The sequence below is a fragment of the Pleomorphochaeta sp. genome, from assembly GCF_050031695.1.
GTDB lineage: Bacteria > Spirochaetota > Spirochaetia > Sphaerochaetales > Sphaerochaetaceae > Pleomorphochaeta.
The window spans coordinates 20,077-33,767 of record NZ_JBNAIC010000021.1; the positions used below are offsets into that span (position 1 = coordinate 20,077).

Sequence of the window (13,691 nt, forward strand, 5' to 3'; positions counted from 1 at the left end):
AGACTATCTTTCTCTATAAATAATTCTACCTTTTGTTAAATCGTAAGGTGAAAGTGCTACTCTTACAGTATCACCAGGGACAATTCTAATGTAGTGTTTACGCATCTTCCCTGAAAGATGTGCTAGGATAACATGTTTGTTTTGTAGTTCAACGCGGAACATTGTATTAGGTAGTGCTTCTTTTACTAAACCTTCTACTTCAATTGCTTCTTCTTTGGCCACATAGCCCTCCATTTTTATAAAGAAACTCATTAGTTATAATAACTAAAGTTTTTATATAATTATACTTGAATTAATCAAGTTTTTTTTACTCACAGAAAGAAATATACTTCTTTTTTTAAAGAATATCAATATTTATATGTTTATAAACTTAATATAAAAATGTATTTCTATAGAATAAATCAATTAATTTTATTATATTTTAGATAGTATTAATTATCATCTATATAATTATAGCAAATAGAATTACATTGGATTTATGAGAATTTTCTTTAGGAGGCATTCTTTGATAGTTTCAACAAAAGGCAGATATGCTCTTAGAGTAATGTTAGACTTAGCAAAAAACGAAAATGAAAAGTTTGAATCATTAAAAGATATTTCAAACAGACAAGAGATTTCATTAAAATATTTAGAAGCAATAATAGGAATATTAAATAAAGCAGGCTTTGTGAAGAGTTTACGAGGTGTTCATGGTGGATATAAATTAGCTAGAGATCCTAAGAACTATACTGTCGGAGAAATATTAAGGCTAACTGAAAATGGATTAAATTTAGTAAATTGTGAAGGTTGCTCTTCTGATGGTACTTGTTCAAGATCTTCTGAGTGTTTGACAATGCCTATTTGGCAAAATTTAGATAAAATTGTTAATTCATATCTAGATAAGATTTCTTTATTAGATGTACTGAATGGAAATTATAAAATTTAATAAATATTTCTAATTCCTATTGACTTTATAGGAATTATATTTTATATTTAATTCATATAAGATTAGTAGGATTTGTTAGAGAATAGGATAAATATATGAATATAAATAAAAGTATAGATGAACTAATTGGAAAAACTCCATTATTAGAATTGTCTAGACTGAAAGAAAAATTAAATTTATATGGTAATATTATTGCAAAAATAGAATTTTTTAATCCCTCAAGTTCTGTGAAAGACAGAGCTGCAAGAGAGATGATTGAAGATGCAAAGGCGCAAGGATATTTAAAGAAAAATTCAACGATAATAGAACCTACCAGTGGAAACATTGGAATTAGTTTATCTATGATGGCGGCAATCAATGGATATAAAGCTATCATGGTAATGCCTTCTACAATGAGCGTAGAAAGACAAAAAATAATGAAAGCCTATGGTGCTGAAATCGTACTAACCGATGGAAAATTAGGTATGAAAGGTGCTATAGATAAAGCTAATGAGTTAGCAAAAGATATAGAGAACAGTTTTATTCCTAGTCAATTTGAAAATGCTAATAATCCACTAGCACATTACAAATATACTGGTTCAGAAATATTTGAAGATACTGATGGAAAGTTAGATTTTTTTGTTGCAGGAGTAGGTACTGGAGGTACATTAAGTGGCACCTCAAAGTTCCTAAAGGAAAAAAATAGTGATATTAAAATTATTGCAGTTGAACCTGAAGGTTCTCCAATAATTAGCAAAGGAGAAAAAGGTCCTCATAAAATACAAGGAATAGGGGCTGGCTTTATTCCAAATAATTTAGATGTCTCAATTATTGACGAAGTTATAGTTGTAGATGATAAAGATGCTTTTTCTTCAAGTGATACATTAGCTAAGACCGAAGGTGTTTTGGTAGGAATTTCTTCAGGAGCTGCCCTTAAGGCCGCTATAGAAATTGCTAGTAGAATAGAAAATAAAGATAAAAATATTGTTGTAGTATTCCCAGATACGGGTGAAAGATATTTATCTACAGCATTATTTGAGTAGATAAAATAATAATTTTGTTCATTTCGAGAAATATGGATTTAGTTGTTTTTATGTTTGATAATACTAATACAGTCAATCTAAACAATTGGCTGTATTTTTTTATTATGAAGCATTACTAAAAGATAAGTTAAATATATTTATTTATTGTCTAGTTATATAAGTAAATAGTAATACAAAAAAAACAAGGATTAAGAAATGGAAAAGAAAACAAGTAATATAGGTTTTTTTGAAAAATATTTAACTATTTGGGTTTTATTATGCATAGTTGTAGGATTGCTAATTGGATTATATTTGCCTAATATACCAAATACCTTAAGTAAAGCAGAATATGCTAATGTATCAATTCCTATTGCTATATTAATTTGGTTGATGATCTATCCAATGATGTTAAAAGTTGATTTTACTAGTATTATTAATGCAACAAAAAATCCAAAAGGTTTAGCAATTACTTGTGTAACAAACTGGTTAATTAAACCATTTACAATGTATTTAATTGCAAGTTTCTTTTTAAAGGTAGTGTTTAATAGATTTATTGGATCTTCATTAGCTAATGAATATGTTGCTGGGGCTGTTTTATTAGGTGCCGCCCCTTGTACTGCAATGGTTTTTGTTTGGAGTCATTTAACAAAAGGAAATCCTGCTTATACTGTTGTTCAAGTAGCTGTTAATGATTTAATTTTATTATTTGCTTTTACACCAATTGTTGCTTTTTTATTAGGTATAAATAATATAGTAATTCCTTATGATACTTTATTCCTATCTGTTATTTTATTTGTTGTAATCCCATTAGCTGCGGGAATTTTATCAAGAAAATTTGTTATAAAGAAATATGGTGAAAAATATTTTAATGAAGTATTTATTAAAAAGTTTAATAGTACAACTATAATTGGTCTATTATTAACATTAATTATAATATTTTCTTTCCAAGGCGATATTATATTAAATAATCCCCTTCATATATTATTAATTGCAATAGCCTTAATTATACAAACAATATTAATTTTCTTTGTAGCTTATTTATGGGCAAAAAAATGGAAATTACCTCATAATATTGCAGCTCCTGCAGCAATGATTGGTGCAAGTAATTTCTTCGAATTAGCTGTAGCTGTTGCCATTGCTCTTTTTGGATTAAACTCAGGTGCAACTTTAGCAACAGTTGTAGGTGTTTTAGTTGAAGTACCTCTAATGTTAATTTTAGTAAAGTTTGCAAATAATACGAGAACTTGGTTTAAATAACATATATATTCAAATTAGTTTTTATCCCTTAAGTTAAGATTAATCATATTAATTTAACTTTAAGGGTTTTTTATTAGCTTTTTCTAAATAGATAAAATATAATAAATTAGTTTGAAAATTAATTTAATATTGGAGGTGTTTTGTGAATACTCGGTGTTATTGGTGTGCTGATAATGAGTTGTTAATAAAATATCATGATTTAGAATGGGGAACTCCAGTTCATGATGATAAAATTCTATTTGAATTTATTCTTTTAGAAGGTGCTCAAGCTGGGTTAAGTTGGTTAACTATATTAAAAAAAAGAGAAGATTATAGAAAGGCTTTTGATAATTTTGATTTTTATAAGATTGCTAAATATGATGAAGGTGATTTTGAGAGATTAATTAATAATCCCAAAATTGTTCGAAATAAATTGAAAATAAAATCTGCTATAACAAATGCACAAGCAACTATAGAAATTATAGAAGAATTTGGGTCATTAGATTCTTATTTATGGTCATATGTAGATGGAAGTCCCATAATAAATAGATTTAAAACATTAGATGAGTTACCTATACAAACTGATATTTCTGATAAATTAAGTAAAGATTTAAAAAAAAGAGGATTTAAGTTTGTTGGTTCTACAATAATGTATTCATTTATGCAAGCAGTTGGTATGGTTAATGATCATACTATAGACTGTTTTAGATATAATGAACTAATAAATTCAGAAAGTTAATAAAAAAAATGAGCTATTGTTTAATAGCCCATTTTTAGATTTAACTCTTATATTTTACTAAAAGTATTATAATATCCTTGAATAAAGATAAATAAAACTATTAATGGTAAAATGTAAGATACATAAATTCTTGACCATTTAGGGAATTTTACCCCTTCTCCAATATCTGCTTCTTTTAAGAAATTCTTAAAGCCCCAACCGTATCTTTTGTTGCAACAAAATAATAAGAAAATTAAAGATCCTAAAGGTAAAAGTGTTGTGCTTACAAAGAAATCCTCTAAATCTAAAACACCTGTTCCAGCTCCTAATGGTTGGAAATCTGACCATACATTAAATCCTAAGATACATGGTAGAGAAAGTACTATAATTACAAAAATATTTATAATTGCTGCTTTCTTTCTATCAACTTTCCAAATATCAATCCAGTAAGATACGATGTTTTCAAATACTGCAATTAATGTTGATAATGCTGCAAAGCTCATAAATACAAAGAATAAAGTTCCCCATATTCTACCACCACCCATTTGATTAAATATATTAGGTAAAGTAACAAATAAAAGACCTGGGCCTGCGCCTGGATCAATATTAAAAGCAAAACAAGCAGGGAATATAATTAAACCACTTACTATAGCAACAAAAGTATCAAGACCAATAATTCTTAAGCTTTCACCAGTTAAAGTATGTTTTTTGTCTATGTAAGAGCCAAATATTGCCATAGATCCTATACCGATACTAAGAGTAAAAAAGGCTTGTCCCATTGCTGCAAAAACTGTTTCACCAAAACCATATTTAGTAAAATTAGAAAAATTTGGTGCTAAATAGAATTTTAATCCTACACTACCACCTTCTAATGTAATTGAATGTATAGCTAAAATTACCATCAATCCAATAAGTAAGCTCATCATTATTTTTGTTACTTTTTCAACACTGTTTTCTAAACCACCAGCTACAATACCTAGTGCTAAAACAACTGTAATTATCATCCAAAAGATTTGTGAACCAGGATTTGATAGCATATTTGTAAAATAGGATCCTATTTGTTCTGTATTTAATTTTGTAAAATCACCTGTTGCTGTGTGGAACATATAAGAAAATAACCATCCTGAAATAGTTGTATAGAACATCATTAATATATAGTTCCCAAGAATAGCAAGGTGTCCATAATAATGCCATTTAGTACCTTTAGGTTCTAAAGTCTTTAAAGCTCCTGCAATATTTTGTTTACTAGCTCTACCTATTGCAAATTCCATTACCATAATTGGTGTTCCTAAAATTAATAAGAATAATAAGTAAATTAGAACAAAAGCTCCTCCACCATATTTACCTGTAATTGCAGGGAATCTCCAAACATTTCCTAATCCTATAGCACATCCTGCTGAAAGTAGAATAAAACCTAATCTACTACTAAGAGATTCTCTTTCTTTCTCCATATTTCATGCTCCTCAATTTTTTAGTATTAATACATAAAAAAAAATATATAAATATAATCAATGCATTAATTTATATAAATAAAATTTACATATTAATAAATTCAATCTCATTATATTAATATGCTATTTTTAATAAATCAATATTTTTTTTTAATATTATGTAAATTTATATATTTAGATGTGTTGACACTTTTTTATATAGAAAAGAAAATAAGGTATATATATATTTTTGGGGGACAAAATGGCCAAAATACTAGATTCATATCTAAAAGAAAATTTGGACAAGGGTTTAGATGCAAAAATGGTTGCTTATTTAGCATCATTAGAAACAATTAATGAGGTATCACCATCAGTTGCTGCTTATATAGTAAATGAGTTAGCAGACCAGAGATCTAATTTAAAATTAATAGCAAGTGAAAACTTCTCAAGTGAAGCAGTACAATTAGCTATGGGAAATTTATTAACTGATAAGTACAGTGAAGGTTTTCCTTTTCATAGATTTTATGCTGGATGTGATAATGTTGATGCTATTGAAGCTGAAGCAGTTGAAAAGGCTTGTGAACTATTTGGTTGTGACCATGCTTATGTTCAACCACACAGTGGTGCAGATGCAAATCTTTGTGCTTATTGGGCAATATTAAATCATAAGGTTCAAGTTCCAAAATTAGAAGAAATTGGAATCACTAATCCTTCTGCTTTAAGTAGAGAAGATTGGGATTCAGTTAGAAAAGCAGTTGGTAATCAACGTCTATTAGGTATGGACTACTATAGTGGTGGTCATTTAACTCATGGATACAGACAAAATGTTTCAGCACAAATGTTTGATGCTTATAGTTATACTGTAAATAAAGAAACTGGTTTATTAGATTATGATGAATTAGAAAAGATGGTTAAAGAAATTAAACCATTAATATTTTTAGCAGGATATAGTGCTTATCCTAGAAAAATAAATTTCAAGAAATTAAGTGATATTGCTCATGAAAATGGTGCAGTATTTATGGTAGATATGGCTCACTTCTCTGGATTAGTTGCTGGAGGTGTTTTTGAAGGTGAATTTAGTCCTTTCCCTTGGGCTGATGTAGTTACTACAACTACTCATAAAACTCTAAGAGGCCCTAGAGGTGGAATGGTTTTATGTAAAGAAGAATTTAAAGAAGCAGTAGATAAAGGTTGTCCTCTTGTAATTGGTGGTCCACTTCCTCATGTAATGGCTGCAAAAACTGTAGCATTTACTGAAGCTTTAAGTGATTCATATAAAGATTATGCTAAAAAGATTGTTGAAAATTCAAATGTTTTAGCTAATGCTTTTATTGAAAGAGGTGTTAAAGTTGCAACAGGTGGTACTGATAATCATTTAATGCTATTAGACGTAACTAATTTTGATTTAAATGGTAAACAAGCAGAGTTTGTTCTTAGAACTGCTGGTATCACTTTAAATAGAAATGCTTTACCATTTGATCCAAATGGTCCTTGGTATACAAGTGGATTAAGAATTGGTACTCCAGCTGTTACTTCCCTTAATATGGGAAAAGAAGAGATGGTAGAAATAGCAGAAATTATTTCTACAGTATTAAAGAACTCTACTCCTACTATATTAAAGAAAGGTAAAAATGCAGGAAAACCTTCTAAAGCAAAAGCCGTTTGTAAAGAAGAAGTTAGAGTTGAAATGAAAAAAAGAGTTGAAGCTTTATTAAATAAATTTGTTTTATATCCTTCACTAGATTTAGAATTTTTACAAAAGAATTTTCCATTAAATAATTAATTGATATAATTTCGTTATTATATAGGGGTTGTTGTTTTTACAATAACCCCTTTATTTATTTAATAACATTTAATAGTTATTTTAGTTGTTTTTTGTTGCATTTTTTTCTTTTAAAAGAAATAAAACAGTAGTATTATAAAGCTATGAGTACATTATTAATACAAGGCGGTCTATTAGTTGATACTGAATGGACTAGACATGCAGATATTTTAGTAGATGGACCTAAGATTGTTAAAATAGCTAACAAGATTAGTGAAGATAGTCTTCCACCTGGAACAGAAATTGTTCAAGCAGATGGATTATGTGTTCTTCCTGGACTAATTGATGCCCATACACATTATCATTTAGTAAGTCGAGGTACAGTAACAGCTGATTCATTTGAAGAAGGAAGTAAATTAGCAGCTTTTGGTGGAGTAACTACCGTAGTTGATTTTGCAGATGATGATAAAAAAGGTGATTTAAAAGCTTGTGCAAAGTCAAGAATGAAAGCTATGCAAAAATCAATGGCTATTGATTTTTCTTTACATCAAGGTGTTTATGCATATAGACCAGGTGTTGAAAAAGAATTAGCACAGTTAAAAGAATCAGGTATAAGTACAATTAAAATATTTACAACTTATAAAAATGTTGGATATTTAATTGATAATCCGGATGAGCTTAGAGAATTATTTAAACAATGCAAAGCTTTAGATATGCTAGTTTGTGTTCATTGCGAAGATGATGCTTTAGTTACTAAAATAAGTGATGAATGGGAAGGCGAATATAGGGCTGAAGATCATGCTGATTTAAGACCTAGTGAAGTTGAAGCTAGAGGCATTGAAACTGTAGCAAAAATAGCTCTTGAATTAGATATGGGATTGTATGTTGTTCATCTATCTTCTAAGAAAGGCTTAGAAGTCATAAGAAAATATAGAGATGAAGGATTAGATGTTTTAGTAGAAACAACTCCACATTATTTATTCTTAGATAGAAGTAAACTAGAAGGGGATAAAGGTCCATTATATGTAATGACACCACCACTTAGAAATACAGAAGATAATTTAGCATTACAAGAAGCACTTCGACATGGTGAAATTCAAGTTGTTGCAACAGATCATTGTACATTTACATATGACCAAAAATTAGAAAGTGATGATTGTAGAACAATCTTCCCTGGTATTCCTGGAACCGAAGAATTGTTAGTATTGTTAAATACTTTTGCATATAGCCATGGAGCATTTGGTTTATCTCAAGTTGTAAATTTATTATCTACAGGTCCTGCAAAAGCCTTTGGATTATATCCACAAAAAGGAAATTTGAGAGCTGGAGCTGATGCAGATATTGTTTTATTTGATCCTGATGAAACTTGGGTTATTGAAAATGAGAATATCCATTCTGCTGCAAAATATTCAGCATATGATGGGTTTGAAGTAAGTGGTAAAGTAAAAGCTACTTACCTAAGGGGTCGATTAATAATGAGTGAAGATGTATACTTAGGTATCCCTGGTGATGGATTATTTGTAAAACAAAAAGAAATTCATCAACAAAAAACATATTGGATGTAAAATTCGATATAAAAAAAATATGCCAAGGTGTAAAGCCTTGGCTTAAATTATCTATAGAGGCAACGATAAATGAATATTGAAGCAATATTATTTGATTTAGATGGTGTTTTAGTTGATTCAGAAAAAGTTATTGGAAAAATATCAATAGAAGTTTTTGCTGAATTAGGTATAAATGTAACAATGGAAGATATTATTCCTTTCATGGGTGGCGGAGATAAATATTTTGTTGATAATGTTGCAAAATTACAAAATAAAACAGTTGATTTCGAAAGCACTTTTAATAAAATTTATAACAGATATTATGAAAGTGATATTCCACTTGTTAAAGGGGCTCTCAAGTTTGTAAAACAAGCAAAAGATGCTGGTATTAAGATTGCAATAGTTTCAAGTGCAAGAAAAAAGAAAATAATTAAAAATTTAAATGCATTAGGTCTTGGAGAAGATTATTTTGATTTAGTCGTATCTGGTGAAAATATGGTAAAAAATAAACCTGAGCCACATATATATCAATATGCAGCATTAAATTTAAAAGTTCCATATGAAAATTGTATAGTATTTGAAGATAGTTTATTAGGTGTAACTGCAGCAAATAGAGCTAAATGTAATGTTATGGCTTTATCTACTAATTGTGAAGAATCTGATCTTTTAGAAAGAGGAGCAATGTTTGTTTTTGAAGACTTTAATGCTATTGATGATTTTGATTCAAAAGAACAATTAACTGATTTTTTAGAAGAATGTATTAAAGATGATAGAATTCAATACGGAGCTGTTAAATGTTTTGAAAAACAATATCCTTTGCCACATGATAAGCTATTGGCTGATGCGATAAAAATAGCTTATAAAGCAAGGAAAAATGCATATACTCCTTATTCTCATTATAATGTAGGAGCTGCAGTAGTAAGTGCAAAAACAAATAATATATATCCTGGATGTAATGTTGAAAATGCAAGTTTTGGAGCAACTATTTGTGCAGAACGTGGTGCTATTATGTCGATGTTAGCAAAAGAAGGTGAAACTGGAATTAAAATGATTGTAGTTGTAACACAAGATAATCCACCAGCACCCCCTTGTGCTCTTTGCTTACAAGTATTGAGTGAGTTTTCTAAAAGTGATACAGAAATACATTTAGTAGATATTGAATATGCTAAAGATCAAACAAAAGGGGTTCATGAAACCTATAAGTTTATAGATTTATTACCCAACCCTTTTGTTTTAAAATAGCTATATATAATAGTGCCTTTGGGCACTATTTTATTTTTGCTTGCTCTAAAGCATTTTTAATTGCATTAATAATACCATTAGATGAATATGTAGCTCTACTTACAGCATCAACATCAGTAGATTGTTTTTCTAAAATTTCTTCAACTATAGTGTCGTATGCCATATCAAAAAATCTAGCATCATCTCTATTGTAATCTACTTCTAAATCAGTAATTATATCATTTTCAATGGTTACAGCCATTGATATATAATCTCTATAACCTCTCGCCATATCAACATACACACCATCATTATAAATCTTATTTTCACTAACTAATTTACTCTCTTCAATAGAATTTTCACTTTCACTTTCTATTTCAATGTCTTTAGTTTCTTCAATTATATTATCATTTGATTCTAATAGTATTTCATTGTTAGATGATTCTGTATCATCTTCTTGATTAGTTCTAATTTGAGATTGCTCTCTTGTTTGTGTGTTTAAACTTGAGGTATTCTCATCAAAAACAATTGCTTCATTACTTAACTGCATTTGGTTACTTTGTTTAATAGCTTTTATTGGCATAATGATAAAGAAAATAATTACTATTATTTGAATAAATAAATAGTATTTTTTATTACTTTTTTTTCTAGCTAGGTTTAATCTAAGTATAAAATAAAGTAAGAAAACGAATGAATAAATACTTAAATCTATAATTGCTGAAGTGCCTGCTCTAGATATATGTAAAGCTGTTACTGAAAATACATGAAGGAATGTTAGAAAAAAGAAAGGGTATGCTAATCTTTGTACTTTTTTCCAGTTTTTCCCCTTTAATTTTATCTTGAAGTATTTAAAAGAAGTAATAAATAATATAACAAAAAATATGAAAATTATTAATGTTATAATTCCTGTAACTTTTAAATCTAAAATATCAAATATACATTTTTGATATAAAGTGAAAATATGAGGAATTGTAATTATAGATGCTATAATCGATAATTGAGTCCTAATAGGTATTAGCTTTTTATATATTTTTGAGTTTTTATTTAATGCGCCGATAAACATTACTATTGTGAATAAAGCTAGTGAAATGAAGCCTCGATTAACAACTCTTAGAATGTTGCTAATAATAATATTTTCAAATTGAAATGAATTAAAAATGATTGTTGCTATACTTAAAATAGATATAGCTATGTAATGAATATTTTTCTTTTTTTTAATCGACTTATAAAAAATTGCGATATATATAATAGAAAAAATAATACTGTATAAAAATGTCATTTATTATGTCCTTAAATTGTAGTTTAAATATAAATATATTATATATAAATATTTACATAGAAAATATATTCTATAATTAATATAAAAAAAAGATATTTAAGAATAAATTTTGTGTTGTTTAATTGTACTTTATGTAAATTATGTAAAATACTATATATAGGAGTTTATTAATTGTCTATATAGGAGTATTTTAAACAGTTTGAAATAAATATAAAGGTTTATTTTCCATTGTAAAGTATTAATAATCTTGCGTTTTTTTAAACAAAATTTCTACATAAAAAAAATTCTTGACAACTCATATTTTGTTTGATAATGTAAATTTATAGATAATAATATTTAATCGTTAGAGTGGAAAAACGAGGAAAATAAGTTTATTTAAAATGCCATAGGTGTATTTTTGATAGGCTCGTTTTCCTCGTTTTTTATTTGCTTAAAATTTAATACGGGCGATTAAATTAGGAGGAAAAAATGCATGATATTAAGGAGTTTGAACTAGGACTTTTTTCATTAAAAGGAAAAAACGCATTAGTTACAGGAGGAAACTCTGGTTTAGGACAAGGTTTTGCTACAGCTTTAGCAAAAGCAGGTGCTAATATTATGGCAGTATCATTATTGGATGATGAGGGTGAAACTCAACAAATAATTGAAGAATGTGGAGTTAAATACAAACTTGTTCTTGCAGATATCACAGCAGAAGGTGAATGCAAAAGAGTTGTAAAAGATTGTGTTGATACTTATGGTAGTATTGATATTTTAATCAACTGTGCAGGAAGAGGTATTAACATTGAAAATGTTAGAGAATTTAAAAAAGATAGTTGGGATAAAGTTGTAGCACTTAATCTATCAGCTGCTTTTGAAATGACTCATGAAGCTATTCAATATATGATTCCTCAAAATAGAGGTAAAATTATAAACATTGGTTCTTTGTTTACTTTCTTAGGTGGCCAATGGGATCCAGCTTATGCTGCAACTAAACACGGTATTTCTGGATTAAGTAAAGCAATGTGTGATGAATTAGCACAATTCAATATTCAAGTAAACACAATAGCTCCTGGTTATTTTGCAACTAAATTAACAGCAGATACAAGAGCTAATGAAAAAGCAAGCAGAACTATATTAAATCACGTTCCAGCAAATAGATGGGGTGATGTTTATGATTTAATGGGTCCATGTGTGTTCTTAGCAAGTGATGCTTCAAATTATGTAAATGGAACAGTTTTAACTGTAGATGGAGGATATTTAGTAAGATAATAGCTTACTAAGTAAAAAAAACAAAAGGAAAAAAAGATGAAAGAAAGTAAGAGTGCAAGTAAATGGGTTGTTTTTGCCGTTATTTGTTTAACAACAGGTGTAATAACAGAATTACCTTATTTAAGATGGGCATTATACGAACCACTTAGAGAATTTTTAGGTCAAGATAATACTCACTTTGGTATGTCAGCAAGTTTGTTTGGTTTATTATCAATGTTCTTATATATCCCAGGTGGTTGGATTGCTGATAGAGTTTCCCATAAAATATTATTTACTGTTTCAGCCATTGGTTGTGGTCTTTTAGGTTTATGGTTATCAACTGGCCCTGGATTCGTTTCTGTTATGATTATTCATGGTCTTTGGGCAATAACTAATATTGGTTTATTCTGGCCTACAATGACAAAAGCTATTTCATTATTAGAAAAGAAAGATGGACAAGGAAAAGTTTTTGGTTATTTCGAAGGTGTTAGAGGTGTATTTGTTATTGTAATGTGGCTTGGATTAATGCAAGTATTTAAAGCAATGGGTGGAATTGGTGCAGTTATTGTAGTTATGTCAATTTTATCAATCATTTGTGGTATTATTTCATGGTTCTTTATGCCAGATAATTCTGATGCTGAAGCAACAAGTAGTGTTGGTATCTTAAAAGATATGGGAAAAGCAGCAAAATATCCTGCAACTTGGTTATGTGCTGGTACTATCTTCTGTGTTTACTCAGTATATTCAGCTTCATCATATATGCAACCATATACACAACAAGTATTAGGTTTTAGTGCAGTATTAGCAGGATATGTTGGAATTATAAGAAAAGATGTTGCAAGATTATTTGCAGCTCCATTAAGTGGCTTTATTTCACAACATTGGGGTGGTAGATGTGCAGCTCTTATTGGAATTTTTGGAACATTATTTGCTCTTTGTTTAGCAGCTCTTTTAATAGTTCCAACTGGAACAGCTGCAGCAGTTATTGTTATTATCTTAGTTACTTCTTCATTTGCTATTTATGGTATGAGGGGTATGTATTATGCAATTATTGGAGAAGCTGGAACTCCTAAATCCATATATGGTACAGTTGCTGGTTTAGCAATGTTTATTGGCTTCTCCCCTGACTTCTTTAATCCAACTTTAATTGGTAGTTGGTTAGATAAATATCCTGGAGCACCAGGTTATAAAATGGTATTTACATATATGTTAATCACAATGCTTGTTGGTTTAGTATTTGTTCTTCTATTAATGCGTCATAACAAAAAGAATAAAGAACAAATTGCTGCAACTAAAGTTGCAGATGCTGCAAAAGCATAACAAAAAATTCTAGAATAAGTTTAGG

At 28.8% G+C, this 13,691-nt stretch carries 12 protein-coding genes; 9 read left to right on the forward strand and 3 right to left on the reverse strand.

Annotation, left to right across the window (positions count from 1 at the left end):
- Positions 1-3 precede the first annotated feature (3 nt).
- The gene (gene infA / locus ACPKM0_RS04590; RefSeq protein WP_464625604.1) at positions 4-234 is read right to left on the reverse strand and encodes a translation initiation factor IF-1; all 231 of its coding nucleotides are present in this window, start codon (positions 232-234) and stop codon (positions 4-6) included.
- A gap of 271 nt (positions 235-505) precedes the next feature.
- Between infA and ACPKM0_RS04595 the strand changes: the two genes are divergently transcribed.
- From ACPKM0_RS04595 to ACPKM0_RS04610, 4 genes are all read left to right on the forward strand, one after another.
- Positions 506-925, forward strand: a complete 420-nt coding sequence (locus ACPKM0_RS04595) for an RrF2 family transcriptional regulator (protein ID WP_472473751.1) — start codon at positions 506-508, stop codon at positions 923-925.
- Between the two features lie 95 nt (positions 926-1,020).
- Positions 1,021-1,947 carry a cysteine synthase A gene (gene cysK, locus ACPKM0_RS04600; protein ID WP_472473753.1) on the forward strand — a complete coding sequence of 309 codons (927 nt, stop codon included), beginning with the start codon at positions 1,021-1,023 and terminating at the stop codon, positions 1,945-1,947.
- Positions 1,948-2,142: 195 nt separating this feature from the next.
- A complete protein-coding gene (arsB, locus tag ACPKM0_RS04605; protein WP_472473755.1) occupies positions 2,143-3,183 on the forward strand; it encodes an ACR3 family arsenite efflux transporter in 1,041 nt (346 codons plus the stop codon).
- Positions 3,184-3,325: 142 nt separating this feature from the next.
- A complete protein-coding gene (locus ACPKM0_RS04610) occupies positions 3,326-3,901 on the forward strand; it encodes a DNA-3-methyladenine glycosylase I (protein ID WP_472473757.1) in 576 nt (191 codons plus the stop codon).
- A gap of 47 nt (positions 3,902-3,948) precedes the next feature.
- Here the strand turns inward: ACPKM0_RS04610 and ACPKM0_RS04615 are convergent, their stop codons facing one another.
- A complete protein-coding gene (locus ACPKM0_RS04615; protein ID WP_472473759.1) occupies positions 3,949-5,331 on the reverse strand; it encodes a sodium-dependent transporter in 1,383 nt (460 codons plus the stop codon).
- 241 nt (positions 5,332-5,572) lie between these two features.
- On the opposite strand from ACPKM0_RS04615, the gene ACPKM0_RS04620 reads away from it, so the two are divergent.
- The 3 genes from ACPKM0_RS04620 (at position 5,573) to cdd (ending at position 9,858) form a co-directional block, all read left to right on the forward strand.
- The gene (locus ACPKM0_RS04620; protein ID WP_472473761.1) at positions 5,573-7,093 is read left to right on the forward strand and encodes a glycine hydroxymethyltransferase; all 1,521 of its coding nucleotides are present in this window, start codon (positions 5,573-5,575) and stop codon (positions 7,091-7,093) included.
- Positions 7,094-7,236: 143 nt separating this feature from the next.
- Positions 7,237-8,637: a dihydroorotase gene (locus ACPKM0_RS04625; protein ID WP_472473763.1), complete on the forward strand. Its 1,401-nt coding sequence runs from the start codon at positions 7,237-7,239 to the stop codon at positions 8,635-8,637.
- 69 nt (positions 8,638-8,706) lie between these two features.
- On the forward strand, positions 8,707-9,858 hold the full coding sequence (cdd, locus tag ACPKM0_RS04630) for a cytidine deaminase (protein WP_472473765.1): 1,152 nt from the start codon (positions 8,707-8,709) through the stop codon (positions 9,856-9,858).
- Between the two features lie 25 nt (positions 9,859-9,883).
- On the opposite strand, the gene ACPKM0_RS04635 is transcribed toward cdd, so the two are convergent.
- Positions 9,884-11,116, reverse strand: coding sequence for an FMN-binding protein (locus ACPKM0_RS04635; protein WP_472473767.1), 1,233 nt, complete (start codon positions 11,114-11,116; stop codon positions 9,884-9,886).
- Positions 11,117-11,584: 468 nt separating this feature from the next.
- Between ACPKM0_RS04635 and ACPKM0_RS04640 the strand changes: the two genes are divergently transcribed.
- Complete coding sequence (locus tag ACPKM0_RS04640) at positions 11,585-12,367, forward strand: SDR family oxidoreductase (RefSeq protein WP_472473769.1); 783 nt, start codon at positions 11,585-11,587, stop codon at positions 12,365-12,367.
- Positions 12,368-12,403: 36 nt separating this feature from the next.
- Positions 12,404-13,666: an MFS transporter gene (locus tag ACPKM0_RS04645; protein WP_472473771.1), complete on the forward strand. Its 1,263-nt coding sequence runs from the start codon at positions 12,404-12,406 to the stop codon at positions 13,664-13,666.
- Positions 13,667-13,691 lie beyond the last annotated feature (25 nt).

Coding starts and splice junctions, on each gene's coding strand:
- infA (WP_464625604.1), bottom strand. CDS start 234: ATGGAGGGCTATGTGGCCAAAGAAGAAGCAATTGAAGTAGAAGGTTTA.
- cysK (WP_472473753.1), top strand. CDS start 1,021: ATGAATATAAATAAAAGTATAGATGAACTAATTGGAAAAACTCCATTA.
- arsB (WP_472473755.1), top strand. CDS start 2,143: ATGGAAAAGAAAACAAGTAATATAGGTTTTTTTGAAAAATATTTAACT.
- ACPKM0_RS04615 (WP_472473759.1), bottom strand. CDS start 5,331: ATGGAGAAAGAAAGAGAATCTCTTAGTAGTAGATTAGGTTTTATTCTA.
- ACPKM0_RS04620 (WP_472473761.1), top strand. CDS start 5,573: ATGGCCAAAATACTAGATTCATATCTAAAAGAAAATTTGGACAAGGGT.
- ACPKM0_RS04625 (WP_472473763.1), top strand. CDS start 7,237: ATGAGTACATTATTAATACAAGGCGGTCTATTAGTTGATACTGAATGG.
- cdd (WP_472473765.1), top strand. CDS start 8,707: ATGAATATTGAAGCAATATTATTTGATTTAGATGGTGTTTTAGTTGAT.
- ACPKM0_RS04635 (WP_472473767.1), bottom strand. CDS start 11,116: ATGACATTTTTATACAGTATTATTTTTTCTATTATATATATCGCAATT.
- ACPKM0_RS04640 (WP_472473769.1), top strand. CDS start 11,585: ATGCATGATATTAAGGAGTTTGAACTAGGACTTTTTTCATTAAAAGGA.
- ACPKM0_RS04645 (WP_472473771.1), top strand. CDS start 12,404: ATGAAAGAAAGTAAGAGTGCAAGTAAATGGGTTGTTTTTGCCGTTATT.